Source organism: Pantoea sp. B550 (assembly GCF_024158165.1).
Lineage (GTDB): Bacteria > Pseudomonadota > Gammaproteobacteria > Enterobacterales > Enterobacteriaceae > Pantoea > Pantoea alfalfae.
Window position 1 is genome coordinate 1,109,705 of record NZ_JAMYXI010000003.1, and the last position, 26,772, is coordinate 1,136,476.

The 26,772-nt window shown below is 56.2% G+C and carries 25 protein-coding genes; 3 read left to right on the top strand and 22 right to left on the bottom strand.

The window, feature by feature from the left end; all coding sequences use genetic code 11:
• Positions 1-14: 14 nt before the first annotated feature.
• The 13 genes from rpoS to cysG all read right to left on the bottom strand — a co-directional run bounded on the left by rpoS (position 15) and on the right by cysG (position 11,379).
• On the bottom strand, positions 15-1,007 hold the full coding sequence (rpoS, locus tag NIM72_RS08245; RefSeq protein WP_161732776.1) for an RNA polymerase sigma factor RpoS: 993 nt from the start codon (positions 1,005-1,007) through the stop codon (positions 15-17).
• A 57-nt stretch (positions 1,008-1,064) separates the two neighbouring features.
• Entirely contained in the window at positions 1,065-2,165 is a 1,101-nt protein-coding gene (gene nlpD / locus NIM72_RS08250; protein ID WP_161732888.1) for a murein hydrolase activator NlpD, read from the bottom strand.
• 162 nt (positions 2,166-2,327) lie between these two features.
• Entirely contained in the window at positions 2,328-2,954 is a 627-nt protein-coding gene (locus tag NIM72_RS08255) for a protein-L-isoaspartate(D-aspartate) O-methyltransferase (protein ID WP_253419867.1), read from the bottom strand.
• Complete coding sequence (surE, locus tag NIM72_RS08260; RefSeq protein ID WP_150014618.1) at positions 2,948-3,709, bottom strand: 5'/3'-nucleotidase SurE; 762 nt, start codon at positions 3,707-3,709, stop codon at positions 2,948-2,950. The genes NIM72_RS08255 and surE overlap by 7 nt, the downstream gene beginning before the upstream one ends.
• A gap of 191 nt (positions 3,710-3,900) precedes the next feature.
• Positions 3,901-4,941 carry a tRNA pseudouridine(13) synthase TruD gene (gene truD / locus NIM72_RS08265; RefSeq protein ID WP_253419871.1) on the bottom strand — a complete coding sequence of 347 codons (1,041 nt, stop codon included), beginning with the start codon at positions 4,939-4,941 and terminating at the stop codon, positions 3,901-3,903.
• Positions 4,938-5,420, bottom strand: a complete 483-nt coding sequence (gene ispF, locus NIM72_RS08270) for a 2-C-methyl-D-erythritol 2,4-cyclodiphosphate synthase (RefSeq protein WP_008927107.1) — start codon at positions 5,418-5,420, stop codon at positions 4,938-4,940. The genes truD and ispF overlap by 4 nt, the downstream gene beginning before the upstream one ends.
• Positions 5,420-6,136 carry a 2-C-methyl-D-erythritol 4-phosphate cytidylyltransferase gene (gene ispD, locus NIM72_RS08275; RefSeq protein WP_253419874.1) on the bottom strand — a complete coding sequence of 239 codons (717 nt, stop codon included), beginning with the start codon at positions 6,134-6,136 and terminating at the stop codon, positions 5,420-5,422. Before ispD ends, ispF begins: the two co-directional genes overlap by 1 nt.
• A gap of 3 nt (positions 6,137-6,139) precedes the next feature.
• Entirely contained in the window at positions 6,140-6,457 is a 318-nt protein-coding gene (gene ftsB / locus NIM72_RS08280; RefSeq protein WP_003849108.1) for a cell division protein FtsB, read from the bottom strand.
• A gap of 169 nt (positions 6,458-6,626) precedes the next feature.
• Positions 6,627-6,947, bottom strand: coding sequence for a DUF3561 family protein (locus NIM72_RS08285; RefSeq protein ID WP_150014624.1), 321 nt, complete (start codon positions 6,945-6,947; stop codon positions 6,627-6,629).
• A 54-nt stretch (positions 6,948-7,001) separates the two neighbouring features.
• A complete protein-coding gene (gene cysC, locus NIM72_RS08290) occupies positions 7,002-7,607 on the bottom strand; it encodes an adenylyl-sulfate kinase (RefSeq protein ID WP_161732784.1) in 606 nt (201 codons plus the stop codon).
• Positions 7,607-9,034, bottom strand: coding sequence for a sulfate adenylyltransferase subunit CysN (gene cysN / locus NIM72_RS08295; RefSeq protein ID WP_161732786.1), 1,428 nt, complete (start codon positions 9,032-9,034; stop codon positions 7,607-7,609). Before cysN ends, cysC begins: the two co-directional genes overlap by 1 nt.
• A gap of 11 nt (positions 9,035-9,045) precedes the next feature.
• Positions 9,046-9,954 (bottom strand): sulfate adenylyltransferase subunit CysD, encoded by a 909-nt coding sequence (cysD, locus tag NIM72_RS08300; protein WP_013358871.1) that lies wholly within the window; start codon positions 9,952-9,954, stop codon positions 9,046-9,048.
• 9 nt (positions 9,955-9,963) lie between these two features.
• Positions 9,964-11,379, bottom strand: coding sequence for a siroheme synthase CysG (gene cysG, locus NIM72_RS08305; RefSeq protein WP_253419877.1), 1,416 nt, complete (start codon positions 11,377-11,379; stop codon positions 9,964-9,966).
• Positions 11,380-11,744: 365 nt separating this feature from the next.
• On the opposite strand from cysG, the gene NIM72_RS08310 reads away from it, so the two are divergent.
• On the top strand, positions 11,745-12,758 hold the full coding sequence (locus NIM72_RS08310; protein ID WP_161732790.1) for an aminopeptidase: 1,014 nt from the start codon (positions 11,745-11,747) through the stop codon (positions 12,756-12,758).
• Positions 12,759-12,767: 9 nt separating this feature from the next.
• Entirely contained in the window at positions 12,768-13,052 is a 285-nt protein-coding gene (locus tag NIM72_RS08315; RefSeq protein WP_253419880.1) for a YciI family protein, read from the top strand.
• A 63-nt stretch (positions 13,053-13,115) separates the two neighbouring features.
• Here NIM72_RS08315 and NIM72_RS08320 read toward each other — a convergent pair whose 3' ends face one another.
• The 3 genes from NIM72_RS08320 to cysJ are packed head-to-tail and all read right to left on the bottom strand — an operon-like array spanning position 13,116 to position 17,379.
• On the bottom strand, positions 13,116-13,850 hold the full coding sequence (locus tag NIM72_RS08320) for a phosphoadenylyl-sulfate reductase (RefSeq protein WP_090965720.1): 735 nt from the start codon (positions 13,848-13,850) through the stop codon (positions 13,116-13,118).
• Entirely contained in the window at positions 13,847-15,568 is a 1,722-nt protein-coding gene (gene cysI, locus NIM72_RS08325) for an assimilatory sulfite reductase (NADPH) hemoprotein subunit (RefSeq protein ID WP_161732795.1), read from the bottom strand. The genes NIM72_RS08320 and cysI overlap by 4 nt, the downstream gene beginning before the upstream one ends.
• Positions 15,568-17,379 carry an NADPH-dependent assimilatory sulfite reductase flavoprotein subunit gene (gene cysJ / locus NIM72_RS08330; protein ID WP_161732797.1) on the bottom strand — a complete coding sequence of 604 codons (1,812 nt, stop codon included), beginning with the start codon at positions 17,377-17,379 and terminating at the stop codon, positions 15,568-15,570. Before cysJ ends, cysI begins: the two co-directional genes overlap by 1 nt.
• A 298-nt stretch (positions 17,380-17,677) precedes the next feature.
• On the opposite strand from cysJ, the gene queD reads away from it, so the two are divergent.
• Positions 17,678-18,037 carry a 6-carboxytetrahydropterin synthase QueD gene (gene queD, locus NIM72_RS08335; protein ID WP_161732799.1) on the top strand — a complete coding sequence of 120 codons (360 nt, stop codon included), beginning with the start codon at positions 17,678-17,680 and terminating at the stop codon, positions 18,035-18,037.
• A 96-nt stretch (positions 18,038-18,133) separates the two neighbouring features.
• Here queD and queE read toward each other — a convergent pair whose 3' ends face one another.
• The 6 genes from queE to rlmD all read right to left on the bottom strand — a co-directional run bounded on the left by queE (position 18,134) and on the right by rlmD (position 26,717).
• The gene (queE, locus tag NIM72_RS08340) at positions 18,134-18,805 is read right to left on the bottom strand and encodes a 7-carboxy-7-deazaguanine synthase QueE (RefSeq protein WP_161732801.1); all 672 of its coding nucleotides are present in this window, start codon (positions 18,803-18,805) and stop codon (positions 18,134-18,136) included.
• Positions 18,806-18,954: 149 nt separating this feature from the next.
• Positions 18,955-20,250 carry a phosphopyruvate hydratase gene (eno, locus tag NIM72_RS08345; RefSeq protein ID WP_013358880.1) on the bottom strand — a complete coding sequence of 432 codons (1,296 nt, stop codon included), beginning with the start codon at positions 20,248-20,250 and terminating at the stop codon, positions 18,955-18,957.
• Between the two features lie 76 nt (positions 20,251-20,326).
• Entirely contained in the window at positions 20,327-21,964 is a 1,638-nt protein-coding gene (pyrG, locus tag NIM72_RS08350) for a glutamine hydrolyzing CTP synthase (RefSeq protein WP_013358881.1), read from the bottom strand.
• A gap of 230 nt (positions 21,965-22,194) precedes the next feature.
• A complete protein-coding gene (gene mazG / locus NIM72_RS08355; RefSeq protein ID WP_161732805.1) occupies positions 22,195-22,983 on the bottom strand; it encodes a nucleoside triphosphate pyrophosphohydrolase in 789 nt (262 codons plus the stop codon).
• A 156-nt stretch (positions 22,984-23,139) separates the two neighbouring features.
• Positions 23,140-25,371: a GTP diphosphokinase gene (gene relA, locus NIM72_RS08360; protein WP_253419884.1), complete on the bottom strand. Its 2,232-nt coding sequence runs from the start codon at positions 25,369-25,371 to the stop codon at positions 23,140-23,142.
• A 29-nt stretch (positions 25,372-25,400) separates the two neighbouring features.
• Positions 25,401-26,717 (bottom strand): 23S rRNA (uracil(1939)-C(5))-methyltransferase RlmD, encoded by a 1,317-nt coding sequence (gene rlmD, locus NIM72_RS08365; RefSeq protein WP_161732809.1) that lies wholly within the window; start codon positions 26,715-26,717, stop codon positions 25,401-25,403.
• Positions 26,718-26,772 lie beyond the last annotated feature (55 nt).

Below are 26,772 nucleotides of genomic sequence, written 5' to 3' on the forward strand. Positions count from 1 at the left end.
CATCTTACAGACGATTATTCACGAAACAGTGCTTCAATGCTGAGGCCCTGCGCCTGCAGGATTTCTCGCAGACGGCGCAAACCTTCAACCTGAATCTGACGTACACGCTCACGGGTTAAGCCGATTTCACGACCCACATCCTCAAGCGTTGCCGCTTCATAGCCTAACAGGCCGAAACGACGTGCCAGCACTTCACGCTGCTTGGCGTTCAGTTCGAACAGCCATTTGACGATGCTTTGTTTCATATCATCGTCCTGCGTGGTGTCTTCAGGGCCGTTGTCTTTCTCATCGGCCAGAATATCCAGCAGCGCTTTTTCAGAATCACCGCCCAATGGCGTATCAACTGAGGTAATGCGTTCGTTGAGACGTAACATACGGCTTACGTCCTCAACAGGTTTATCAAGCTGATCGGCGATCTCTTCCGCACTCGGCTCATGGTCGAGCTTGTGGGAAAGTTCACGCGCAGTTCGCAGATAAACATTCAGTTCTTTTACAATGTGAATCGGCAGACGAATGGTACGGGTTTGATTCATGATCGCCCGTTCAATGGTCTGACGAATCCACCAGGTAGCATAGGTTGAGAAACGGAACCCGCGCTCGGGGTCAAATTTCTCAACGGCACGAATCAGGCCGAGGTTACCTTCTTCAATCAGGTCCAGCAGGGCTAAACCACGATTGCTGTAACGACGGGCGATTTTCACTACCAGGCGTAAGTTACTTTCGATCATGCGGCGACGGGAAGGGATGTCACCTCTCAATGCACGGCGAGCGAAGAAAACTTCTTCCTCTGCCGTTAACAACGGAGAATAGCCAATCTCCCCAAGATAGAGCTGCGTCGCATCTAATACACGCTGCGTCGCACCCTGTGATAGCAACTCTTCTTCCGCTACGTCGCTATCACTGGCTTCGTTTTCAACGAGTGCCTTCTCGTCAAAAATTTCAGCTCCATTCTCATCGAATTCCGCGTTCTCATGTAACTCGTTTACTTTCAGCGTATTCTGGCTCATAAGCGGCTCCTACCCGTGATTCCAGGGCAGAACATAAAACAGTTTTGTTCTGCCGGATTATCGCTGCGGTAAATAACGCAACGGGTTTACGGATTTCCCCTTGTAACGAATTTCAAAGTGTAATCTGACTGAACTGGTTCCGGTGCTACCCATGGTAGCGATCTTTTGCCCCGCCTTAACTTCCTGTTGTTCCCGAACCAGCATTGTATCGTTGTGGGCGTAGGCGCTCAGGTAATCATCGTTGTGTTTAATGATGATCAAATTACCGTAACCCCGGAGTGCGTTACCTGCGTAAACCACTCGTCCTGAAGCAGTGGCAACCACAGATTGTCCGCGCGTCCCGGCGATATCGATACCTTTATTGCCACCTTCGGCGGCAGAGAAGTTATCGATAATCTTCCCGTCAGTCGGCCAGCGCCAGCTTCCGACCGGCGTTGAACTGTTGGTAGTACTGCTAACCGTTGGGGGTGCGGTAATCACCGGAGCTGTTGTCGTTGCAACATTTGCTCCTTTCGAAGGCAACAATTTGCTGCCACCCGAATTACCTGAATCATCAGAATACGTAATAACAGGTTGCTGTGCAACAGCAGGCGATTTAATTTGTGGCGCGGCCGGCACGCCGCCCTGCGTTGCATCAGCAACGGTAATGGGATTTCCACCGGTAATCGGCTGGCCCGATCCGTTACCAATCTGTAAAGTCTGGCCTACATTCAGGCTATATGGCGCGGCAACGTTATTGCGCTGGGCTAAATCACGGAAATCATTGCCGGTAATCCAGGCAATGTAAAACAAGGTGTCTCCGCGCTTAACGGTATACGTTTCACCGGAGTAGCTACCCTTAGGAATATTCTGGTAACTGCGGTTGTACACTATCCGGCCGTTCTGCGTCTCAACATTACTGTTGGTACTAATCATTCCACCATTGCTGGGAACAGATGCTGAATTTCTGCTTAACATTTGTCCCTGAGACGGCGCGGCAGGAACGCCACCCGAAACCGGGCCTGCGCCAGCCTGGCTGTTCATCATGCCACCATCATCGCCAACGCGACTGATGGGTGCCTGTGAGTTGTCGCCGGAGCTACAGCCTGCAAGCCAGAATCCTACCAGTGAAAGTGCCGCCAGACGGCGTAACTGAAAAAGTGTGCTTCCCGTGCTCATTAATCCCCCGTGATGGCAACGCTGATCTATCTGTTTCACTGCACCGGCCAGCAGAATGCTCTGCGCGGCGCGATAAAATCTGTGTTTTCGTTGAATAAACTGGATAGTAACAATATCAACCAGGTGGTGCCATGAAACAGTTGTGAAGAAATACGAAGAGCGTCAGGCGAGATCGCCCTGCACCAGCGGAACAAAACGCACCGGTTCAATGATCTCTTCCGTAACTTCTGCGCCCTGGCGACGCAGGCGCTTCAGTACCTGCTGATCTTCGCCAACCGGCAGCACCATAATGCCGCCTTCTGCCAGTTGTGCTATCAGCGCAATCGGAATTTCCGGTGGAGCGGCTGTAACGATAATGGCATCGAACGGCCCGCGAGAAGGCCAGCCCTGCCAGCCATCGCCATGGCGGGTTGAGACATTATGCAGATCCAGCTGTTTCAGACGACGCTTGGCCTGCCACTGCAGCCCTTTGATGCGTTCCACTGAATAAACATGGTCTACCAGATGGGCAAGAATCGCTGTCTGATACCCGGACCCCGTACCAATCTCCAGTACACGCGAATGCGGATTCAGGCCGAGTAACGCGGTCATCCGCGCGACCATATAGGGCTGTGAGATCGTCTGACCGGATCCGATAGGCAAGGCTACATTGTCCCAGGCTTTATGCTCAAACGCCTCGTCGATAAACCGTTCGCGTGGCACCTCGCTGATGGCTTTCAGCAGGTTCTCATCATCAATACCCTGCTGACGCAGTTGTGACAGCAATGTCTCAATACGCCGATTCACCATGCCAGGTTCACCTCAGCTTTAGCCAGCCAGTCACTGAGCACATTCTGCGCGCTGTGCGCCGTTAAATCGACATGTAGTGCGGTCACAGAAACGTAGCCCTGATCCACGGCGGCAAAGTCCGTATCCGGGCCCGCATCCAGTTTTTCGCCCGGCGGGCCAATCCAGTAGAGGGTATTGCCACGCGGATCCTGCTGCGCAATCACCTGATCCGCTGGATGGCGACTGCCACAGCGCGTCACGCGGATGCCTTTAAGTTCGGCCAGCGGCAGATCGGGGACATTGATGTTGAGAATGCGGCCGGTGCGCAGCGGTTCATGCGTCAGCGCCCTGAGGATTGCGCAGGTCACCGCTGCCGCAGTGGCGTAGTGCTGATGGCCGTTAAGCGAAACCGCTATCGCCGGTAAACCAAGATGTCGCCCTTCCATCGCCGCCGCCACCGTGCCGGAGTAGATGACATCATCGCCCAGATTAGGGCCGGCATTGATGCCTGACACCACAATGTCAGGACGCGGCTGCATCAGCGCATTCACCCCCAGATAGACGCAATCGGTCGGGGTGCCCATCTGAACCGCGATATCGCCGTTTTCATGGGTGAAAGTACGCAGAGGTGTTTCCAGCGTTAAGGAGTTGGAGGCACCGCTTCGGTTACGATCGGGAGCAACAACCTGCACGTCAGCAATCTGCCGCAGAGCGTTTGCCAGAGTCTGAATGCCTGGCGCATGAATGCCGTCATCGTTGCTGAGCAATATCCGCATTTCGTTCTGACCTTTTTTTATTCGACTGGTCGCCGTGACTGAACCTGTTTCAACGGCATGGCAACAGGTGATGAATGGACAGCGATTTTTGCATTCTAGCGAGGCACGCAAGGAAGTGGTAGGCGTAAATCACACGACGGTGGGGGTTTGCCGCAACATTACCCACAAGTCGGGTCATGTTGCAGCGAAGATTACTCATCAGGCTGATCGGGCGCATCCGTTTGAGTCAGCAGCTCCCGGACCACGCTGGTGGCAAAGCTACCCGCAGGCAGCCAGAACGCCAGTTCCAGCGTGACGTCATCCCACCAGCTCCATTGCATATCGCGCGGCACCACCAGCATGGCGCGGCGGGCGGCATCGACCTTCTCACGTTCCATTAATTCCAGCAGCAGCGACTCATCCGCCAGCGCCTGCTGCTCAAAGGCCAGCGCGTCAGCCTGCGGGCCAGGTTCACCGCGTCCGGGCAGCGGCGCGGTAATGCGCAGCTCATGCTGTTCAACCCGGCGCTGTGACTCTGCAAGTTCATCAGGCTGGGCAACAAACCAGCTGCCACGGCCAGTCAGCTGCAAAGCATCGCCGTTGAGCACCTGCGTCAGGCTGCCCTGCTGTTGCAGACGCGCACTGGTCACCTGATTAAACAGCGCACTGCGTGCGGCAGAAAGCATCAGGCTGCGCTTGTTGCGGTCGCGAATAATGATCTCATTGCGCGCCCACTTTTCCGCCATCTCCAGGTTATTGCCGCCGCGACCAAAACGCTGTTCACCAAAATAGTTGGGCGCGCCCGCATCGCGAATCTGCGCCAGACGCGTTTCAACCGCATCACGATCGCTGATCTGGCGAATGACCAGCCGGAACGCATTCCCTGCCAGTGCGCCGATGCGCAGCTTACGCTTGTGGCGTACCACCTGCAGAATGTCGACGCCCTCAAGCGAAAAACCACGCAGATCGGGCATCGCATTGCCTGGCAGACGAAAACAGAGGGTCTGCTCCGTGACCGCATGGCGGTCTTTCATCCCGGCATAGCTCATGTCGCGCTGATGAATACCAAGATACTTAGCCAGCGCCTCCGCCACAAAGCGGGTATTGGCCCCGACCTTACGGATACGCACCAGCAGATGCTCACCTTCCCCATCCGCGCCATACCCGAGGTCTTCCACCACCACGAAATCTTCCGGGTTGGCTTTGATCACGCCGGAAGCGACGGGCGTGCCGTGCAGGTAATTCAGCGTCATTGGCTGTCAGCTTTCAGAACTAACGCGACCGCTTCACAGGCGATGCCTTCGCCGCGCCCGGTAAAGCCGAGCTTCTCGGTGGTGGTCGCTTTAACGTTGACCGCATCCATATGGCAGCCTAAATCTTCTGCAATGTTGATGCGCATCTGTGGCACGTGCGGCAGCATTTTCGGAGCCTGAGCAATAATCGTAACGTCGACATTACCGATACGATAGCCTTTGGCTTCGATACGACGCCAGGCCTCTCGCAACAGGCCGCGGCTGTCTGCCCCTTTAAAGGCCGGATCGGTGTCGGGAAACAGCTTGCCGATGTCGCCCATCGCTACTGCGCCAAGCAGCGCGTCAGTCAGCGCATGCAGCGCTACATCGCCATCCGAATGGGCGATAAAACCGTGTTCAAACGGGATCCGCACACCGCCAATCACTAACGGACCTTCTCCGCCAAAGGCGTGAACGTCAAAACCGTGACCGATACGCATCATGCGCTCTCCTTTAATTGAATCTGACTCAGATAAAAAGCCGCCAGCGCCAGATCTTCTGGCCGGGTGACTTTGATGTTATCACTGCGTCCGCTGACTAACAGCGGATGGTAGCCGCAATACTCTAGCGCCGACGCTTCATCGGTGATGGTCGCGCCTTCTGCCAGCGCCCGCGTCAGGCAGGCGGTAAGCAGTGCATGAGGGAAAAATTGCGGTGTTAAGGCGTGCCAGAGATCGTCACGTTCTACGGTATGGGCCACTGCCGCTTTGCCCGGCTCGCCCCGCTTCATCGTGTCGCGCACGGGCGCGGCCAGAATTCCGCCTACGTGGCTCTGTTCGCGCACGTTGAGCAGTTGCTGGAGATCGTCGGGATGCAGACAGGGACGCGCAGCGTCATGGACCAGCACCCAGGCGGAACCCTGTGCGGCCTGGAGTCCTGCCAGCACCGATTCGGCACGGGTCTCTCCGCCTGTGACCCTGACCACGCGCGGATCGCGTGCCAGCGGCAGGGAAGCAAAGTGCTCGTCATCGGGGCTAAGGGCAACAATCACCTGTCTGATAGCGGGATGGGAAAACAGACGTGCAATGCTGTGTTCCAGAAGGGTGTACTGACCAATCGTCAGATACTGCTTTGGACAGGTTGCCTGCATGCGGCTGCCGATCCCGGCAGCGGGCACCACGGCAATCACATCCGCAAGGGAGGCCAGAGTGTTCATGTTTTATCGTTGTAGGTTTTGCGCTGATTGTTGCGCGTTGCGTTTATTCTGGTCAGGCACCAGACGATAGAAGGTCTCACCGGGCTTAATCATGCCCAGTTCATTGCGCGCACGCTCCTCGATCGCTTCCGAGCCGCCATTGAGGTCATCAATTTCGGCAAATAGCTGATCGTTTCGCGATTTCAGTTTGGCATTGTTTGCCTGTTGCACCGCGACATCATCATTGACGCGCGTATAGTCATGGATGCCATTTTTCCCCAGCCACAATGAATATTGCAGCCAGCCTAGCAGCACCAATAACAGTAACGTCAGTTTTCCCATCCCGCCCCCTAAAAACGGCCCAATCATCCCATAACTTTGCACAGGACTCCACACCAGCGGCGAAAATGGCATGCTTTGCTGCGCGTCCGGGTAATCAGTACCGATTCTGGCGGGAAAAGATTTGTAACCTGCCGATGCGTTTGCACATCAGCACAGGCGCAGTGATGGCTTACCAGCCAGAAAGAAATGAGAACATTAACCAGAAGAGCGTGACCACCATAATCACTGTGGCAAGCGCGGCCCAGAGCCACTGCCCGCTCAGCAGCGTATTCAGTGCAATACCCGTCACCACAGCGACCGGCAACAGCGCCAGAAAGAATGGCCAGGTATAGAGAAAGAAAAACAGCGTGTTAGAGCCGAACAGCAGGAATGGAATCGCCAGCGCACACCAGTAAGCAAGAAAGCCGATAACGCCGCCCGGCAGCAGTGAGCGTGGCTCATCCGGGGCTGAGTCATCTTTACGGGCGAGCATTGGGGTAATGTTCTGCATAGGCATCCTGTTGGCGCGAGGGCGGCAGATCAGACCCGATCTGCCGCTGTCTCTTCAGGATCTGATGATATCGCGGTCGCGCAGCAGGTCTAACAATTGGGCAGCCAGTTTTGTAACCAATTGTTCGCCATCCAGCTTGATTTCCGGGCTGTCTGGCGCCTCATAGACGCTGTCGATGCCGGTGAAATTACGCAGCTCACCGGCGCGCGCTTTGCGATATAAACCTTTCGGATCGCGCGCTTCACACACCGCTAACGGTGTATCGACAAACACCTCGATAAACTGCCCTGGCTCCAGCAGGTCGCGCACCATCTGACGCTCGGCGCGATGCGGCGAAATAAAGGCGGTGAGCACCACGAGTCCGGCATCCACCATCAGCTTCGCCACTTCACCGACCCGACGGATGTTCTCCTTGCGGTCATCATCGCTGAAGCCGAGGTCACGACAGAGGCCGTGACGCACATTGTCACCATCCAGCAGATAGGTGCTGACACCGATGCGGTGCAGCGCCTGCTCCAGCGCACCTGCGACGGTGGATTTCCCCGAGCCCGAAAGCCCGGTGAACCACAGCACCACGCCCTGATGGCCGTGCTGCTGCTCGCGAGAAGCACGTGTTACCGGATGGTCATGCCACACCACGTTATCATCGTGCTGCGCCATTATTGACCGCCCAGCAGGTCGCGCGCGTTCCAGTGTGGGAAGTGACGACGCACCAGCGCATTCAGTTCCAGCTCAAACGCGCTGAACTCACCGCTGTTAACCGGCGCATCATGGTTTGGCTGATGGATCATGCCGGCACCCACGGTGACGTTACTCAGGCGATCGATAAAGATCATGCCGCCGGTTACCGGGTTCTGCTGATAGCTATCGAGCACCATCGGTTCGTCAAAGGTGATCTCAATGCGACCAATACCGTTCAGCGGCAGCGAATCGACCTGACGCGTCTCCAGCGAATTGATCTCGACCTGATGCAGCACCTTCTCAACGCGACCACGGGTTTTCTTACCGGCGATTTTCAGGTCATAGCTCTGACCGGCCTGCAGCGGCTGTTCCGCCATCCAGACCACATCAACGCTGGCAGACTGCACCGCAGCCAGTGCTTCGCTGGCATCCACCAGCAGATCGCCACGGCTGATATCAATCTCATCCTGCAGTACCAGCGTAATCGCTTCGCCTGCACCCGCTTCCTGCAAATCGCCATCAAAAGTCACAATACGGGCAATAGTCGACTCCACGCCAGACGGCAGCACTTTTACCCGCTGGCCCACCTGCACGCTGCCCGACGCCAGAGTACCGGCATAGCCACGGAAATCCAGGTTGGGACGGTTCACATACTGCACCGGGAAACGCATCGGCTGATGATCGACAACGCGCTTCAGCTCCACGGTTTCCAGTACATCCAGCAGGGTCGGTCCGCTGTACCACGGCATGGTCTGACTGGCAGAGGCAACGTTGTCCCCTTCCAGCGCTGACATTGGCACAAAGCGGATATCAAGGTCTTCCGGCAGCTGGGCAGCAAAATCCAGGTAATCCTGTTTGATCTGCTCGAAGCGTGCCTGATCGTACTCCACCAGGTCCATCTTGTTGATCGCCACCACCAGGTGTTTGATGCCCAACAGCGTTGAGATAAAGCTGTGACGGCGGGTCTGATCCAGTACGCCTTTACGTGCATCGATCAGCAGGATCGCCAGATCGCAGGTTGACGCGCCGGTCGCCATGTTGCGGGTGTACTGCTCATGTCCCGGCGTGTCCGCGATAATAAATTTACGCTTTTCGGTCGAGAAGTAGCGGTAGGCCACATCAATAGTAATGCCCTGCTCACGCTCCGCCTGCAGGCCATCCACCAGCAGCGCCAGATCGAGCTTCTCGCCCTGGGTGCCGTGTCGTTTGCTGTCGTTGTGCAGTGATGAAAGCTGATCTTCATAGATCTGACGGGTGTCATGCAGCAGACGCCCAATCAGGGTACTTTTTCCGTCGTCCACGCTGCCGCAGGTCAGAAAACGCAGCAGGCTCTTATGCTGTTGAGCGGTCAGCCAGGCTTCAACGCCGCCCTGGTCGGCAATCTGTTGTGCAATTACGGTATTCATCTGGCGTCTCCTTAGAAATAACCCTGGCGTTTTTTCAGTTCCATCGAACCGGACTGATCGCGATCGATCATGCGGCCCTGACGCTCGCTGGTGGTGGAGACCAGCATCTCTTCGATGATCTCCGGCAGCGTCTGCGCTTCGGACTCTACCGCCCCAGTCAGCGGCCAGCAGCCGAGCGTACGGAAACGGACCATCCGCTGGGTGATCTCTTCACCCGGCTGCAGGTTGATGCGATCGTCATCGATCATCATCAGCATGCCATCACGCTCCAGCACCGGACGCGGCGCGGCGAGATAGAGCGGCACGATCTCGATGTTTTCCAGGAAGATGTACTGCCAGATATCCAGTTCGGTCCAGTTCGACAGCGGGAAGACACGGATGCTCTCGCCTTTGTTGATCTGGCCGTTGTAGTTGTGCCACAGCTCAGGACGCTGGTTTTTCGGATCCCAGCGATGGAAGCGGTCACGGAAGGAGTAGATACGCTCTTTGGCGCGTGACTTTTCTTCATCGCGACGAGCGCCACCAAAGGCCGCATCAAAACCATATTTGTTCAGCGCCTGCTTCAGCCCTTCGGTCTTCATAATGTCAGTGTGTTTGGCACTGCCGTGGACAAAAGGGTTAATCCCCATCGCCACGCCTTCCGGATTGCGGTGAACCAGCAACTCTGCGCCCATCGCTTTCACGGTGCGGTCGCGAAACGCGTACATTTCACGGAATTTCCAGCCGGTATCCACATGCAGCAGCGGGAACGGCAGCGTGCCCGGATAAAAGGCTTTACGCGCCAGATGCAGCATCACCGAGGAGTCTTTGCCGATGGAGTACATCATCACCGGGTTGCTGAACTCCGCTGCCACTTCGCGAATGATGTGGATACTCTCCGCCTCCAGCTGACGCAGATGAGTGAGTCGTTTTTGGTCCATGATTTTCCCTCAAGCCAGATTGACAACGGCGGACTCGCGAGTCCCCTGTTGTGCTGAATGTTTAAACCAGGCGAGTTGCCCGTGCAGATTAACCACCTCTCCAATCACCAGCAGCGCCGGAGTAGGTGCCGAGGCGGCCAGCGCCTCAAGTTGTTCTAAGGTGCCGGTCAGCACCTGTTGATCCTGACGGGTGCCGCGACTGATCACCGCCACTGGCGTTGATGGCGCGCGACCGTGCTGAATCAGCGCTGCGCTGATAGCGGCTGCTTTAACCGTGCCCATGTAGATCGCCAGCGTCTGACGCGCACGCGCCAGCGATGGCCAGTCAATATCATCGCCATCGGGACGGCAGTGACCGGTAATAAACATCACGCTCTGCGCGTAATCGCGATGGGTCAGCGGAATCCCGGCATAGGCTGTCGCGCCGGCAGCCGCGGTGACGCCCGGCACCACCTGGAACGGCACGCCCGCCTGCTGTGCCGCCTGCAGCTCTTCGCCGCCGCGGCCAAAGATAAAGGGATCGCCGCCCTTAAGGCGGACAACGCGCTTACCTTTCAGCGCCAGTGAAACCAGCAACTGATTAATCTCTTCCTGCGGCAACGTATGCGCGCTGGCGCGTTTACCGACGCAGATGCGGTCGGCGTCGCGACGCACCAGGTCCAGCACCTCTTCGCTGACCAGATGGTCGTAGAGCACCACATCGGCTAACTGCATTACCTGCAGGCCACGCAGCGTCAGCAGGCCGCTGTCGCCCGGCCCGGCACCGACCAGAAAGATCTCGCCCTGACGGGTTGGCTCTTCCAGCAGTTCACGATCCAGCGTGCGCTTCGCCTCTTCGACGTTACCGGCGGACATCTGACTGGCGAACAGACCGTCGAAGGCACGCTCCCAGAAACGCCGACGATCGGACATGCGGCTGAAGCGCTGTTTGACCTTATCGCGCCAGAGTCCGGCTACCTCCGCCATCTGACCAAGACTGGCGGGCAGCAGCGTTTCGATTTTTTCGCGCAGCATGCGTGCCAGCACCGGTGCGGTGCCGCTGGAGGAGATCGCCACCACCAGCGGTGAGCGGTCAACAATCGACGGGAAGATAAAGGTGCATTTTGGCTGGTCGTCGACCACGTTAACCAGCTTATGCCGCGCGTTTGCGGCTTCAAAAACCTGGGTATTAAGCTGGTTGTCGTCGGTGGCGGCAATCACCAGGAAAACACCATCCAGCTGGGTCGGGTCAAATGCGGTCGCCACCCACTCCAGCTCCTGCTTATCCAGCAGTGCCTGCAGTTCAGGGCAGAGTTCACGAGAGGCGATCTGAATACGCGCGCGCGCGCGACGCAGCAGTTCAATTTTTCGCGCCGCAATATCTCCACCGCCGACAACCAGAACCGGGCGGCCAGAGAGATCGGCAAAAAGAGGCAAATAGTCCACGTTAACCCTGATGATTTAACTTTGTATTAACGCGACTATACGTCGCTGAGTTTATCCAGATGAAATTACGAATTGGAATGAGTAGTTACCGAATGGAATAACGACGCCGCAAAGCACAGAACAATTTGTTCTTAGCAGATGTATTTAATGGCTTTTTTGTGAACAGGTTCACACATTCAGGGCCGCGCCTGCGTCTGCAAAAGCAGATAAGTGCCAGTAATAAATGTGTGTTCGTGCTTTCGCTCAGAGCAGCGCCCGATTCCGCTAACCAGCTCACAGAACAAAAGGCGTATAATGCGCGCGGCATGGCTGGCCCTGGCCCGCATGCCTGTTGGCTCCCGGATAATGAAAAAAAAGGATGCACTATGTTTTGTTCCCTCCGCCTGAGGGTCGCGACAGTTTTGTTTAGCGCACTCATTTCCCCGCTGGTCCTGGCCGCGCCAGCGGGTCAGTTTGCCGAACAGCAGGTCCGGCACATCGCCACCTATTTTCCTGGCCGGATGAGCGGAAGTCCGGCTGAGCTGATGGCCGCTGACTATCTGCAACAGCAATTTACCGCGCTGGGGTATAAAACCGATACCCGCCAGTTCAACACCGGCTATAAATGGCAGGAGGATGACGGTACGCAGCGCTGGCATAAGCTCACGGCCACCTCGGTGATAGCCGCGCGTGCAGGCAGCGTGCCGCAGGAGATTCTGATCGTGGCGCATCTGGATACCTGGACGCCGCAGAACAGCAGCCAGGTCCATCATAATCTGGGCGGCTTGCGTCTGCAGGGCGTCGACGATAATGCGTCGGGTCTTGGCGTGATGCTGGAGCTGGCACAGCAGCTGAGTCACAAACCGCTGCACTACGGCATCCGCTTTGTGGCGCTCAGCGCCGGAGAAACCGATCTGCACGGCATGGATGATTATGTTGAGCGAATGAGCACGCGTGAGAAGAAAAATACGCTGCTGGTCATCGATCTGAACAGCCTGATCACCGGCGATCATCTCTATTTCAACAGCGGCATGAACACGCCTCGGGCGGTGCGCAAGCAGACCAGCGACCGCGCTCTGCTACTGGCCCGTCAGTTGGGCATTCCCGCTGCCAGCCACCAGCTGAATCGCAAAGACTTCAACGGTCTGAATGCCTTCGACAGGGCGGGCTTTCCGCTGCTGGATGTCACCGCCAGCAACTGGACGCTGGGAAATAAAGATGGCGCGTTACAGCGTCATCGCAGCCACCACTTTCCTGATGGCGTAACCCGTCATCAGACTGATTTGGATAATCTGAGCTATCTCGACCGCTGGCTGCCGGGCCAGATAACCCTGCGAACCCGCGACAGTGTTCGCGTGCTGCTGCCGCTGCTCAGCGAACTGACCAATCCCAAAGTGTGAGGATCTGACATGTACGTGGTATTTCTGAATTACGTTCGTCCGATAGAAGAGGTTGAAGCGCTGCTGGCAGGCCATATCGACTGGCTCGATCGCTATTTTGATGCGGGCTTTTTTATTGCCGCGGGACGTAAAGATCCACGCACGGGCGGCATGCTGATGGTCAGGGAGATGGAACGTGAAAAGCTGGCTGCGATCTTAGCGGAAGATCCGTTTGTCGCGGTGGCGGAGTATGAGGTGACGAAAGTGAATGTGACCCGTGCAGCGGAGGCGTTTGCCGGATTAAAAGGCGTTTAACTTCCTGCCTGACTGACTGCACGAAGACATTCTCTCCCCCTGGCGGGGGAGAGAAGCACGGCATCAGCCTTCGTGCAGACCACACTCGCGTTTAAGACCAAAGAAGCGCGTCTCTTCTTCTGCCATACCCGGCTCCCACTTGCGGGTGGTGTGGGTATCGCCCACCGAAAGGTAGCCTTCATCCCACAGCGGATGATACTTCAGCTTGTGCTGCTCCAGATACTGATGAATCTGGCGGTTATCCCAGTCGATAATCGGCAGCAGCTTGAAGACGCCTCGCTGCACGCCCAGCACCGGCAGATTCGCCCGGCTGCCGGACTGATCGCGGCGCAGACCGGCAAACCAGGTCTGGGCACCCAGGCTTTCAATAGCCCGGTTCATCGGCTCGACTTTATTGATCTCGTTATACTTCTCAATCCCTTCGACCCCCTGCTCCCACAGTTTGCCATAGCGCGCTTCCTGCCAGGCCGGTGAGGTTTCGGCACGGAACACCTTGAGGTTGAGATTAAGCTGGTCCGCCAGCTCATCAATAAAACGATAGGTCTCCGGGAACAGATAGCCGGTGTCGGTCAGGATCACCGGAATATCGGGCTGCTGACGCGTCACCAGATGCAGCGACACCGCGGCCTGAATACCGAAACTGGAGGAGAGTACATAGGCGCCCGGCAGATTCTCCAGCGCCCAGCTGACCCGCTCTTCTGCTGATGACTTCTCCAGCTGCGCATTGGTCGCCGCCAGCGCCATCGCACGCTGGACTTTGGACATCTCATTCAGTGCTGCGAGGTCGGGCTGACTCATTTTGCTTCCTCCCAGAAGTCGCGTGCCGGGTCCAGCACCGGCGCAACAATGCCTGCGCGGATGGTGAAGTCACCAAAGCCTTCAGCGGCCTGGCGCTCGGTGGCCCAGCGTCCCACCAGCTCATCAATGGTGGCGAGAATTTCGCTTTCGTTAATGTTTTCACGATACATACGGGGAATACGCGTTCCGCTGCGGTTTCCGCCCAGATGCAGGTTGTAGCGGCCTGGCGCTTTACCCACCAGACCCAGTTCAGCCAGCATGGCACGGCCGCAACCGTTCGGACAACCGGTAACGCGTAACACTATGTGCTCATCACCAACGCCATGCGCGTGCATGATGCCCTCGACTTTAGTCACAAACGCGGGCAGGAAGCGTTCGGCTTCTGCCATCGCCAGCGGACAGGTCGGGAACGCGACGCAGGCCATCGAGTTTTCGCGCTGTGGCGTCACATGATCCATCAGACCATGTGCGCGGGCGATCGCTTCAATCTGCGCTTTTTCGCTTTCCGGCACGCCCGCCACAATCAGGTTCTGGTTGGCGGTCAGGCGGAAGTCACCCTGATGGATTTTCGCAATTTCCGCGATGCCGCTTTTCAGCGGTCGGCCCGGATAGTCGAGCAGGCGACCATTTTCGATAAACAGCGTCAGATGCCATTTGTTGTCGATGCCTTTGATCCAGCCAATGCGATCGCCACGGGTGGTGAACTCATAGGGACGGATCGGCTCAAACGTCAGGCCAGCGCGTTTTTCAACTTCCGCTTTAAAGGTCTCGACGCCAACGCGTTCCAGGGTGTACTTGGTTTTGGCGTTTTTACGGTCGGTACGGTTACCCCAGTCACGCTGCGTCGTCACGACCGCCTCGGCAACATCGAGGATCTTCTCAACCGGGAAGTAACCAAATTCGCTGGCGGTACGCGCGTAAGTCGCTTTGTTACCGTGCTCGATCGAAAGACCGCCTCCCACCAGCAGGTTGAAGCCCACCAGCTTGCCGTTCTCGGCGACGGCGACAAAGTTCAGATCGTTGGCGTGCAGATCCACATCGTTATGCGGCGGGATCACTACCGTCGTTTTGAATTTACGCGGCAGATAGGTTTCACCGAGAATCGGCTCTTCGTCTGTTGTCGCGACTTTTTCTTTATCCCACCAGATCTCGGCATAGGCACGGGTGCGCGGCAGCAGATGCTCGGAGAGCTTCTTCGCCCACTCATACGCTTCCTGATGCAGTTCCGACTCAACCGGGTTCGACGTACAGAGCACGTTACGGTTGACGTCGTTGGCGGTCGCCAGCGCATCCAGCCCCACTTCATGCAGCATCTGATGCGTCGGCTTGACGTTCTTCTTCAGAATACCGTGAAACTGGAAGGTCTGACGGTTGGTCAGACGGATGCTGCCATAAATAGTTTTGTCGGTAGCAAATTTGTCGATGGCCAGCCACTGCGTCGGCGTAATGATCCCGCCCGGCAGTCGGCAGCGCAGCATCATGGCGTGGCGCGGTTCCAGCTTCTGCTCCGCACGTTCAGCGCGAATGTCGCGATCGTCCTGCTGGTACATGCCGTGAAAACGGATTAGCAGGAAGTTATCGCCGGTAAAGCCACCGGTCAGACCCTCTTCCAGATCTTCTTTGATGGTGCCGCGCAGATAGTTGCTCTGCTTCTTCAGGCGCTCAGCGTCGGTTAACTTACCTTCTACAACCAGCGGTCCAGGGTGTTTATCACTCATTAGTAAACGTCTCGCTGATAACGGCGCTCAATGCGCAGCTCACTTAAAAATTCGTCGGCCGTTTCACGATCCATTCCGCCGTGTTCGACCACCACATCCAGCAATGCCTGCTCGACGTCTTTTGCCATACGATTCGCGTCGCCACAGACATAAAGATGCGCGCCCTCTTCAATCCAGCGCCAGACTTCGGCCCCTTTCGCGCGGATCTTATCCTGTACGTAAATCTTCTCTGCCTGATCGCGTGACCAGGCAAGGTCAATATTCGTCAGCAGGCCATCCTTCACATATTTCTGCCACTCCACCTGATAGAGGAAATCGTCGGTGAAGTGCGGATTACCAAAGAATAGCCAGTTTTTGCCGCTGGCACCGTCGTTGTCGCGCTGCTGCATAAAGGCGCGGAACGGCGCGATGCCGGTGCCCGGGCCAATCATGATCACCGGCGCGTCCGGATTAGCCGGCAGGCGGAAATTGTCGTTGTGCTCGATGAAGACGCGGACTTCGCCCTCTTCTTCAACACGATCGGCCAGCCAGGTCGATGCACCGCCGCCGCGCTGGCGGCCTTCAATATCGAAGCGCACGGCACCTACAGTGATGTGCACTTCGGTGTCGGTTTCGGCCTGTGAAGAGGCGATAGAGTAGAGTCGCGGCGTCAGCGGGCGCAGCAGCCCGGTCAGCTGTTCAGCGCTCAGTTCAGCCGGTGCCAGCCGCACCATATCCACAATCGGATAGTGCTGCGCATACTGCTGCAGCCGGGCTTTATCATCCACCAGCGACAGCAGCTCGGCGTTACGGGACAGCTGAGCGTACTGTGCGACAATCTGCGCGGTATTCACTGTCAGCTCAAAGTGCTTCTGCAACGCCTCAGCCAGCGGCAGGGTTTTGCCCTGAACCTCCACTGACTCATCGCCTTTCAGCCAGACCAGCTCCAGTAGTTCGCTGACCAGCGCCGCGTCATTTTCATACCAGACGCCCAGCGCATCGCCAGGCTGATAGCGCAGACCGGCGTCGCCCAGATCGATTTCGATATGGCGCACATCTTTGTCTGAGTCACGTCCGGTAATTTTCTGATTCACCGCCAGGCTGGCGCTGAGTGGAGACTCTTTGCTGTAGGGACTGGTGGTCACTTCGTTGACGGTGCCTGCCGCTGTCGCCGCAGCCTGCGCCGGGGATTCGGTCGGCACGCGCTTTTTCAGAATTTCCGTCAGCGCACCGCGCCAGGCCGTGGCCTGCTCTGCATACTCGACATCCGCATCAACGCGGTCCAGCAGACGTTCGCCGCCCAGCGCCGCCAGACGGCTGTCAAAATCTTTGCCCGCCTGACTGAAGAATTCATAAGAGGTATCGCCCAGGCCAAACACTGCAAAGGCCGCCCCCTCCATTTTCGGTGCCTTCTTCGACATCAGGAATTTATGCAGCGCCACCGCCTCTTCCGGTGGCTCACCTTCGCCCTGAGTAGAGGTGACCACCACCAGCATTTTTTCCTGGCCAATCTGCTTAAACTTGTAATCACCGGCATTCACCAGGTTTACATTCAGCTTCGCAGCCAGCAGATCATCACGCAGCTGCTCCGCCAGGCGACGGGCATTGCCGGTCTGAGAGGCGGAAAGCAAGGTAATAACCGGCGCTTCAGCGGCGGGCGCGGACGGTGCGCTGCTGGCGACGGCGCCACCCGGCGTCTGCTCTACCCGGCCCCAGAAATAGCCTGACAGCCACGCCAGTTGAGTCGGGGAATAATCTGTCGTCGCCGCCTGTAAGCGGGCGAGTTGTTCCGGTGAGAGCGGAAGCAGTGAACCAGGTGCCTGAGTCGTCATCGCGTTAAAAATTCCAGTATCAGAAGTCCGGACCGTAAAGTGGCGGAAGAGTGCGTAGGTTACCGGTCCGTATATTAACGATTAAATACACCTTCGACATATCAAATAACCAAAATGACTAAGTGGTTTTTCTGGTAGGGTTAATCGTTAAAACTGATAAGCAAACGGGTGATTTATTAGTTAATTAGCTCGACACGATTCGGTAATCGGATGGGGAAGTATCGCTTTGTGCGGCGCGGGTGCGAAAAAAGCGGTAATCAGGTAGAATTCAGCGGTTTTTAAATGTCTGAGAACCACTATGTCTACCACCTTGTTTAAAGAGTTCCAGTTCGAAGCCGCGCACCATCTTCCGAATGTGCCGGCCGGACACAAATGTGGCCGTCTGCACGGTCATTCGTTCCTGGTTCGTCTGGAGATTACCGGCGAAGTGGATGCGCATACCGGCTGGGTTATGGATTTTGCTGAACTGAAGGCGGTGTTTAAGCCTCTTTACAATCGGCTGGACCACTACTATCTGAATGATATTCCTGGCCTGGAAAATCCCACCAGCGAAGTGCTGGCGAAATGGATCTGGGATCAGATGAAGCCGCAACTGCCGCTGTTAAGCGCGGTCATGATCAAAGAAACCTGCACCGCAGGCTGCGTTTACCGCGGCTAAACCTGTCGGATCGAACCCTTCGATCCGACACTATTTCCCTTTCCGTCACGTATCTGAATCACCTCTTTCCTGCGGTTAACGACATCGCGCGCTTTATCAGGCGATATTGAGATATTTATGGGTCTGCATCGACAGACGCCAGTTGCGTGCAATACAGGTCTCAATGCAGAGTCGGGTAGCCTCATCTTTGCGACTGATGGGCTGCAGGGCGATAATTCGGGCTTTGGTGTCATCCATCCCCGCCAGCAGCAGATCCAGTGCGTCCACATCACGCTGACGCGCCACAGGATGTTTAATTTCATCGGCCCGGCTTAGCGCCTGGGGCAGCACATCGTAGCCGCCGCGCATGTTGACCTTCGGGGAGACAGTCACCCAGGTCTGTTCGGAACAGTGGATCTCGTGTGTTCCGCTGGTCTCAATCTGGCACTGGAAACCGTGCTGCTCCAGCGCAGTCGTTAACGGACGCAGGTCATAAATCGCCGGTTCACCACCGGTAATCACCACGTGGCGCGCCGTCCAGCCCTGCTGCGCAATGGCACTCACCAGGGTCGCCGCATCGGCATCACCCCAGGCGTCGCTTTCCACTGTCTTGATCAAAATATCGCCCAGCGACGTTTCCCGATCTGCCCGCTTTTCCCAGGTATGTTTGGTATCACACCAGCTACAGCCCACCGGGCAGCCCTGCAGGCGGATGAAAATAGCAGGCACGCCGGTGTAATAACCTTCGCCCTGCAGTGTCTGGAACATTTCGTTAATCGGGTAGAACATTTTTTACTCGCCTGGATAAATCGGGGCGCTGATTATGCCAGCGTGTACCGCACAACAACAGCTGCGCGACACGAAAAAGCAAAAGCCCCGCACAAGGCGGGGCTTTCAGTGTATGCGATGCCGCTTAACGCGCCATCAGCACAGGGTCATTACTGACCTTTAACTTCTTTCAGACCGTTGAATGGCGCTTTAGAACCCAGCGCTTCTTCGATACGGATCAGCTGGTTGTACTTAGCAACACGGTCAGAACGGCTCATTGAACCGGTTTTGATCTGGCCCGCTGCAGTACCTACCGCCAGGTCAGCGATGGTTGCATCTTCAGTTTCGCCTGAACGGTGAGAGATCACGGCAGTGTAGCCCGCATCTTTCGCCATTTTGATCGCAGCCAGGGTTTCGGTCAGAGAACCGATCTGGTTAAATTTGATCAGAATGGAGTTAGCGATACCTTTATCGATACCTTCTTTCAGAATTTTGGTGTTGGTCACGAACAGGTCGTCGCCCACCAGCTGGATTTTATCGCCCAGCACTTTGGTCTGGTAAGCGAAGCCGTCCCAGTCAGATTCATCCAGGCCATCTTCGATAGAGACGATCGGATACTGTTTAGTCAGATCTTCCAGGAAGTGGGTGAACTCTTCAGAGGTGAACGCTTTACCGCCTTCACCGGCCAGAACGTATTTGCCATCTTTGTAGAACTCAGATGCCGCACAGTCCATCGCCAGAGTGATGTCTTTGCCCAGCTCGTAGCCTGCTGCTTTTACCGCTTCAGCGATGACAGCCAGCGCTTCGGCGTTGGAACCCAGGTTAGGCGCGTAGCCGCCTTCGTCACCCACTGCCGTGCTCATTCCTTTGCTTTTCAGCACTTTTGCCAGGTTGTGGAATACTTCAGAACCCATACGGATAGCTTCTTTAACGTTAGAAGCGCCAACCGGCTGGATCATGAATTCCTGGATGTCGACGTTGTTGTCGGCATGTTCGCCGCCGTTGATGATGTTCATCATAGGCAGTGGCATAGAGTATTTGCCTGGGGTGCCGTTCAGCTCAGCGATGTGCTCATACAGCGCCTGACCTTTAGAAGCTGCAGCTGCTTTAGCCGCTGCCAGTGACACAGCCAGAATGGCGTTAGCACCGAAGTTAGATTTGTTCTCAGTACCGTCCAGGTCGATCATGATCTTATCGATGTTCGCCTGATCTTTCGCGTCTTTGCCTTTTACCGCTTCAGCAATCGGACCGTTTACTGCAGCAACGGCTTTGGTTACGCCTTTGCCCAGGAAACGTGATTTGTCACCGTCACGCAGTTCCAGCGCTTCGCGTGAACCGGTAGAGGCACCTGATGGCGCAGCGGCCAGGCCTACAAAACCGCCTTCCAGATGCACTTCAGCTTCAACAGTCGGGTTACCACGTGAGTCGATAATTTCGCGACCGATGACTTTTACGATTTTGGACATTACGATTTTCCTCAGTACAAGTTAGTCAATCCTAAGACAGACAACGCGCGAAAAGTTCGCGCGTTGTCTGTGAAACTTACTTCGCTAAACGCTTCTGATGCTCATGCGCGGCTTTAACAAAGCCGGCAAACAACGGATGGCCGTCGCGTGGGGTCGAGGTAAACTCAGGGTGGAACTGGCAGGCCACAAACCACGGATGGTTCGGGATCTCGATAATCTCAACCAGTTGATCATCACCAGAGCGACCTGCTACGCGCAGACCGGCTGCTTCAATCTGCTTTAACAGCATATTGTTCACTTCATAGCGGTGGCGATGGCGCTCAACGATGGTGTCAGAGCCGTAGAGCTGGCGAACCTGGCTGCCCGGCGTTAACTGACACTGCTGGCTGCCCAGACGCATGGTGCCGCCCAGATCGCTCTGCTCGCTGCGGACTTCGACGTTGCCTTCTTCGTCACGCCATTCGGTGATTAATGCCACCACCGGGTATTTACAGTCTGGCACAAATTCAGTGGAGTTGGCGCCCGGCATGCCCGCAACATTACGCGCGAACTCCATCAGCGCAACCTGCATGCCCAGACAGATGCCCAGGTACGGCACGTTGTTTTCACGTGCGTACTGTGCGGTCATCAGCTTGCCTTCCACACCACGGTAGCCGAAGCCACCCGGGATCAGAATCGCATCCAGATCTTTCAGTAATTCGACACCGCGGGATTCAACATCCTGCGAATCGATCAGTTTGATGTTCACGGTGACACGATTTTTCAGGCCACCATGTTTCAGCGCTTCGATAACGGATTTGTAGGCATCCGGCAGCTCAACATACTTGCCCACCATACCGATGGTGACTTCACCACCCGGATTAGCTTCTTCGTAGATCACCTGCTCCCACTCGGCCAGGTTGGCTTCCGGTGCATTCAGGTTGAAGCGCTTGCAGATATAGTCATCCAGGCCCTGCGACTTAAGCATGCCAGGAATCTTGTAGATGGAATCAACGTCTTTCAGCGAGATTACCGCTTTTTCAGGAACGTTACAGAACAGGGCGATTTTGGCACGTTCGTTGGCCGGTACGGCACGGTCAGAACGGCAAATCAGCACATCTGGCTGGATACCAATCGACAGCAACTCTTTTACGGAGTGCTGAGTCGGTTTGGTTTTCACTTCACCGGCAGCCGCCATGTACGGTACCAGCGTCAGGTGCATATACATGGTGTGTTCACGGCCCACATCCACGGCCATCTGGCGAATCGCTTCCAGGAATGGCAGTGATTCGATATCCCCTACCGTGCCGCCGATTTCGACCAGCACCACATCATGACCTTCACCGCCTTCAATAATGCGTTCTTTGATGGCGTTGGTGATGTGCGGGATAACCTGAATGGTTGCACCCAGATAGTCGCCACGGCGCTCTTTGCGCAGGACTTCTGAGTAGATACGGCCGGTGGTGAAGTTGTTACGACGCGACATTTTGGTGCGGATGAAGCGCTCGTAGTGACCCAGATCGAGATCGGTTTCAGCGCCGTCATCAGTGACGAAAACTTCGCCGTGCTGGGTCGGGCTCATGGTGCCTGGATCCACGTTGATATACGGGTCCAGCTTCATGATGGTCACGTTCAGACCACGAGCTTCGAGAATGGCTGCGAGGGAGGCGGCGGCAATGCCTTTACCCAGAGAGGAAACGACCCCGCCGGTCACAAAAATATAATTCGTTGTCATGCTGAACCTGAGAGTTTAGGTTTAAAGACGGTGGAATAACCAGGACGGGAAAACAGTATACTGGAAACCGCTATCAGCCACAATTGATGAATCACAGCCATCCTCCAACGCATTGCTGCGTCCTACCATAGCGGATAGCTGCCAATGAAATGTTGATGTGCGTCACAAAGTTGTTGCCGCGCTGAAACGAGTAAGCACACATGGCGACTTTATGCACAGCGCTGGAATAATCAGCTTTTTTCGCCCAGTTTTACCTGCTGCCAGGCCGCTTCCATCTGCTCCAGCGTGGCGCCCGGCATGCTTAACCCCTGTGCTGCGATGATCGCTTCGACTTCGCGGAACCGGCGCTCAAACTTGTCATTGGCCTTTTGCAGCGCCGTTTCCGCTTTACTGCCAAGATGGCGCGACAGGTTAACGGTGGCGAACAGCAGGTCACCCATCTCCTCTTCCAGCTTTTCACTGTCCACCACGCTCTGCTGTGCTTCGTGCATCACTTCATCAATCTCTTCATGCACTTTTGCCACCACCGGCCCCAGCGTAGTCCAGTCGAATCCCACATTGTGACAGCGCTTCTGAATCTTATGAGCACGCATCAGTGCGGGCAGCGCTTTAGGAATGTCGTCCAGCGCTGAATGCTGGGCTTTATCAGCCCGTTCGGCGGTTTTAATCGCTTCCCAGTTTTTCAGCACGTCACTGCTGGTTTCTGCCGTGGCATCGCCAAAAATGTGCGGATGACGGCGCTCCAGCTTGTCACTGATGGCGTGACAGATATCCTCAAAATTAAAGCGATCCTGTTCGCTGGCCATCTGCGCATAGAACACCACCTGAAACAGCAGATCGCCCAGTTCGCCGCGCAGATCGTCAAAATCTTCGCGCTGGATGGCGTCCAGCACTTCGTAGGTCTCTTCCAGCGTATAGGGCGCGATAGAAGTGAAGGTCTGTTCACGATCCCACGGGCAGCCATGGAGGGGATCGCGCAGGGTTTTCATGATGCCAAGCAGGCGCTCAATAGCGTTCATTCAGACGGGTCCTTGAGTAGTCAGGTGACAGGAAGCGGGCAAGGAGGCGAGGCGTATAACAGTGCCGGACGGGATGAACCGCGTCCGGCACTCTCAAGTACCGCAGAAAACGTCCGCGCAACCTCCTGTTGCCGGTTGCCGCAGTGCAGCTGAATATCAGTGCAGGCGGCGGGCGTCAATAATATCAGAGACCTGGTTCAGGCGCGCCAGGACACGTCCCAGAACCTGATGGTTGTAGATCTCAATATCCATGTCGATGGTCGCCAGCTGCTTTTTAGTGTCGCTGCGGCTTGAGACGCCCAGTACATTCACTTTCTCGTTGGCGAGAATGGTAGTGATGTCACGCAGCAAGCCGCTGCGATCGTTGGCGGTGACGCGCACGACCAGCGAGTAACCGCTGGAGTAGCTCTCGCCCCACACGGCATCGACGATACGTTCCGGCGCATGTGAAATCAGTTCAGAGAGCTGGTCGCAGTCGGCGCGGTGAATTGAGATGCCGCGCCCCTGGGTGATAAAGCCAACAATATCATCGCCCGGAATCGGCTGACAGCAGCGGGCAATGTGGTGCATCAGATTGCCTACGCCCTCGACGACCACGCGTCCACTCTCTTTGCGTGCGGGCTGCGAGTAGGATTTCTGGGTCAGCTGGCGCAGCGCTTCGCGATCTTCCTCTTCAGCACTCGGCTTATTCAGCTTCGCCTGCAGGAAGTTAACCATCTGGTTAAGACGGATATCGCCGCCGCCAATGGCCGCCAGCAGCTCCTCCAGTGAGGTCACGTTATAGCGCGGCAGCAGCAGTTTTTCCGCTTCGCGCAGGCTGATATCGAGCTGATTCAGTTCGTTATCCAGAATCTGCCGTCCGGCGATAATGTTCTTGTCGCGATCCTGTTTTCGGAACCAGTTGTGGATCTTCGAGCGTCCACGGCTGGTCGTGATATAGCCCAGATTCGGATTGAGCCAGTCGCGGCTCGGGTTCGGCTGTTTCTGGGTGATCACTTCAACCTGATCGCCCATCTGCAGCTGATAGGTGAACGGCACGATGCGACCACCGATTTTTGCACCGATGCAGCGGTGACCGATGTCACTATGAATATGATAGGCAAAGTCGAGCGGCGTCGAACCGGCCGGCAGATCCACCACGTCACCTTTCGGGGTGAAAACGTAGACCCGGTCGTCGAACACCTGACTGCGGACCTCTTCCAGCAGCTCGCCGGAGTCGGCCATCTCTTCCTGCCAGCTAATCAACTTACGCAGCCAGGCAATACGCTCTTCATGACCCGCCGCGCCGCGCGCGCTGCTGGAGGTTGGCCCCTCTTTATATTTCCAGTGCGCCGCCACGCCCAGCTCGGCATCTTCATGCATCTGGCGGGTACGGATCTGGATTTCCACCGTTTTGCCCTGCGGCCCTAACACCACCGTATGAATTGACTGATAGCCGTTGGGTTTGGGGTTAGCGACGTAGTCATCAAACTCACTGGGCAGATGGCGATAGAGCGTATGCACCGTACCCAGCGCGCCATAGCAATCCTGCAGGCGATCGGCCACGATGCGCACCGCCCGTACGTCAAACAGCTCATCGAAGGCCAGCGACTTTTTCTGCATCTTGCGCCAGATGCTGTAGATATGTTTCGGGCGACCATAGACTTCGGCGCGCACGCCCTCTTTGGCCATCTCTTTGCGCAGGTTGCTGACGAAGTTATCGATGTACTGCTCGCGGTCGATTCTTCGCTCATGTAGTAATTTGGCGATGCGCTTATATTCGTCGGGATGCAGGTAGCGGAAGCAGTAATCTTCCAGCTCCCATTTGAGCTGTCCAATACCAAGACGGTTGGCCAGGGGCGCATAGATGTTGGTGCTCTCTTTGGCGGCCAGCACCCGCTCATCTTCCGGCGCATCTTTCATTTCGCGCAGGTTCATGATGCGTTCGGCCAGCTTGAGCACCACGCAGCGAAAGTCTTCCACCATCGCCAGCAGCATGCGGCGGACGTTATCGACCTGTTCAGAGGCCATGGAGTCGTTATGGATCGCTTTCAGCTGGCGGATGGCGTCCATGTCGCGCACGCCGTGTACCAGCGAGACGATGCCTTTGCCGACGGCATTTTCCAGCTCCTCTTCACTCACCACTTCATCGTTAGCCAGCGGGAAAATCAGCGCCGCACAAAGGCTTTCAATATCCATGCTGAGCATGGAGAGGATTTCCACCATCTCAATACCGCGCCACAGGAGCAGCGACTGATCGGGATGGCCCTGCGTCTGCGCTTCGCAGTAGCGCCAGGTCTCAGCAACGCGTTGACAGGATTGCGGGTTGGCAATACCGAGACTGGCGATCCACTGGTCGAGGGCGAAGTCCCCCTCAGTATTTAAATGCGCACTTCTGACCGCAACCATAACCTCTCCTGCACAACGACATTCATCGCTTATGTTTTTCTGAACAGCACCATGGATTCGAGATGACGGGTATGTGGGAACATATCCAGCATCGCGACCCTTTCCAATTGGTAGCCTGCCGACAGCAATGTCTGACTGTCGCGGGCGAGTGTTGTGGGATTACACGAAACATAGACCACGCGTTCTGGTGCAAGTTTAACCACATGCGCCATGACGCCCGCAGCCCCGGCGCGTGCCGGATCGAGTAATACCTTGTTAAATCCCTGTGCCGCCCACGGCTGGCGCGACACCTCTTCTTCCAGATTATGCTGAAAGAAACTGACATTTTTAAGATTATTCAAATCAGCATTATACGCTGCCTGCCGTACTAATGCTGCAATCCCCTCCACACCAACCACATTATGTACGAAGATTCCTATAGGAAGTGTGAAGTTTCCCATGCCGCAAAACAGATCCAGCACCCGGTCTTCCGGCTGCAGATCGAGCCAGGCGATCGCCTTCGCGACCATCTGCTGATTAACCGCATCGTTAACCTGAATAAAATCCTGTGGGCTGAAGGTTAGCTTAAGCTGGTGCGAATGATAAAACGGCGTCGATTCACTTAACGCGGTCAATGCTTCATCACCGGCATCCAGGAACAGCATAAGCTGATGCTTATGCGAAAACTGTTCCAGTTTTTCACGATCGCTGGCATGCAGCGCATCAAGATGGCGCAGAATCATCAGCGGGCCGTTATCCGCCAGCACCAGTTCCACATGTCCGGGACGCCTGACGGCGCGCAACTCACTGAGGCACTGGTGCAGCGGAACCAGTAACGCTTCAAGTTCGGGCGCTAAAATGGGGCAGTGCTGAATATCGACCAGATCGTTGCTGGCTTCCTGACGAAAGCCCATCTGTAAGCGTTGCGCTTTATTTTGCCATTGCAGACCCAGACGGGCGCGACGACGGTAGCCCCAGGGCTGACCGGCGATCACCTCATCTACCGCCACGTTCTGTGCTGCGGCCTGGCTCAGCATCCGGCTCAGGGCCTGGGATTTGCTCTGCTGTTGCAGCGCCACATCGGCATGCTGCTGCTGGCAGCCGCCGCAGCGATCGTAGTGCGGGCAGCGCGGCGTGACGCGCTCCGGGCTGCGGCTAATCAGTCGTGTCACTTTCGCCCGGGCAAATTGACGTTTATCCTCTGTCAGCACGACCTCCGCCTGTTCACCCGGCAGAGCACCCGTGACAAAAAGGGTTTTGCCCTTGTGGCGCGCCACCCCCTGCCCGAACGGGTCGAGCTCCTCAATGGTGACGGTGATCCGTTGTTGCGTCGTCACGCGCTGTTTTGCAACGTAGAATTGCGCCATAGTGTTATTCATTCTCTTTATCGAAAACGGCCTGCATCGTTTTGTCGACAGCATG

Coding starts and splice junctions, on each gene's coding strand:
- NIM72_RS08320 (WP_090965720.1), bottom strand. CDS start 13,850: ATGAGTCAGCCCGACCTCGCAGCACTGAATGAGATGTCCAAAGTCCAG.
- ftsB (WP_003849108.1), bottom strand. CDS start 6,457: ATGGGAAAACTGACGTTACTGTTATTGGTGCTGCTAGGCTGGCTGCAA.
- mazG (WP_161732805.1), bottom strand. CDS start 22,983: ATGAACGCTATTGAGCGCCTGCTTGGCATCATGAAAACCCTGCGCGAT.
- queE (WP_161732801.1), bottom strand. CDS start 18,805: ATGTTCTACCCGATTAACGAAATGTTCCAGACACTGCAGGGCGAAGGT.
- NIM72_RS08310 (WP_161732790.1), top strand. CDS start 11,745: ATGTTTTGTTCCCTCCGCCTGAGGGTCGCGACAGTTTTGTTTAGCGCA.
- NIM72_RS08255 (WP_253419867.1), bottom strand. CDS start 2,954: ATGGTGAATCGGCGTATTGAGACATTGCTGTCACAACTGCGTCAGCAG.
- cysD (WP_013358871.1), bottom strand. CDS start 9,954: ATGGACCAAAAACGACTCACTCATCTGCGTCAGCTGGAGGCGGAGAGT.
- surE (WP_150014618.1), bottom strand. CDS start 3,709: ATGCGGATATTGCTCAGCAACGATGACGGCATTCATGCGCCAGGCATT.
- cysN (WP_161732786.1), bottom strand. CDS start 9,034: ATGAATACCGTAATTGCACAACAGATTGCCGACCAGGGCGGCGTTGAA.
- relA (WP_253419884.1), bottom strand. CDS start 25,371: ATGGTTGCGGTCAGAAGTGCGCATTTAAATACTGAGGGGGACTTCGCC.
- rpoS (WP_161732776.1), bottom strand. CDS start 1,007: ATGAGCCAGAATACGCTGAAAGTAAACGAGTTACATGAGAACGCGGAA.
- ispD (WP_253419874.1), bottom strand. CDS start 6,136: ATGAACACTCTGGCCTCCCTTGCGGATGTGATTGCCGTGGTGCCCGCT.
- ispF (WP_008927107.1), bottom strand. CDS start 5,420: ATGCGTATCGGTCACGGTTTTGACGTTCACGCCTTTGGCGGAGAAGGT.
- cysC (WP_161732784.1), bottom strand. CDS start 7,607: ATGGCGCAGCACGATGATAACGTGGTGTGGCATGACCATCCGGTAACA.
- cysJ (WP_161732797.1), bottom strand. CDS start 17,379: ATGACGACTCAGGCACCTGGTTCACTGCTTCCGCTCTCACCGGAACAA.
- cysI (WP_161732795.1), bottom strand. CDS start 15,568: ATGAGTGATAAACACCCTGGACCGCTGGTTGTAGAAGGTAAGTTAACC.
- eno (WP_013358880.1), bottom strand. CDS start 20,250: ATGTCCAAAATCGTAAAAGTCATCGGTCGCGAAATTATCGACTCACGT.
- pyrG (WP_013358881.1), bottom strand. CDS start 21,964: ATGACAACGAATTATATTTTTGTGACCGGCGGGGTCGTTTCCTCTCTG.
- NIM72_RS08315 (WP_253419880.1), top strand. CDS start 12,768: ATGTACGTGGTATTTCTGAATTACGTTCGTCCGATAGAAGAGGTTGAA.
- nlpD (WP_161732888.1), bottom strand. CDS start 2,165: ATGAGCACGGGAAGCACACTTTTTCAGTTACGCCGTCTGGCGGCACTT.
- queD (WP_161732799.1), top strand. CDS start 17,678: ATGTCTACCACCTTGTTTAAAGAGTTCCAGTTCGAAGCCGCGCACCAT.
- NIM72_RS08285 (WP_150014624.1), bottom strand. CDS start 6,947: ATGCAGAACATTACCCCAATGCTCGCCCGTAAAGATGACTCAGCCCCG.
- truD (WP_253419871.1), bottom strand. CDS start 4,941: ATGACGCTGAATTACCTGCACGGCACGCCCGTCGCTTCCGGCGTGATC.
- rlmD (WP_161732809.1), bottom strand. CDS start 26,717: ATGGCGCAATTCTACGTTGCAAAACAGCGCGTGACGACGCAACAACGG.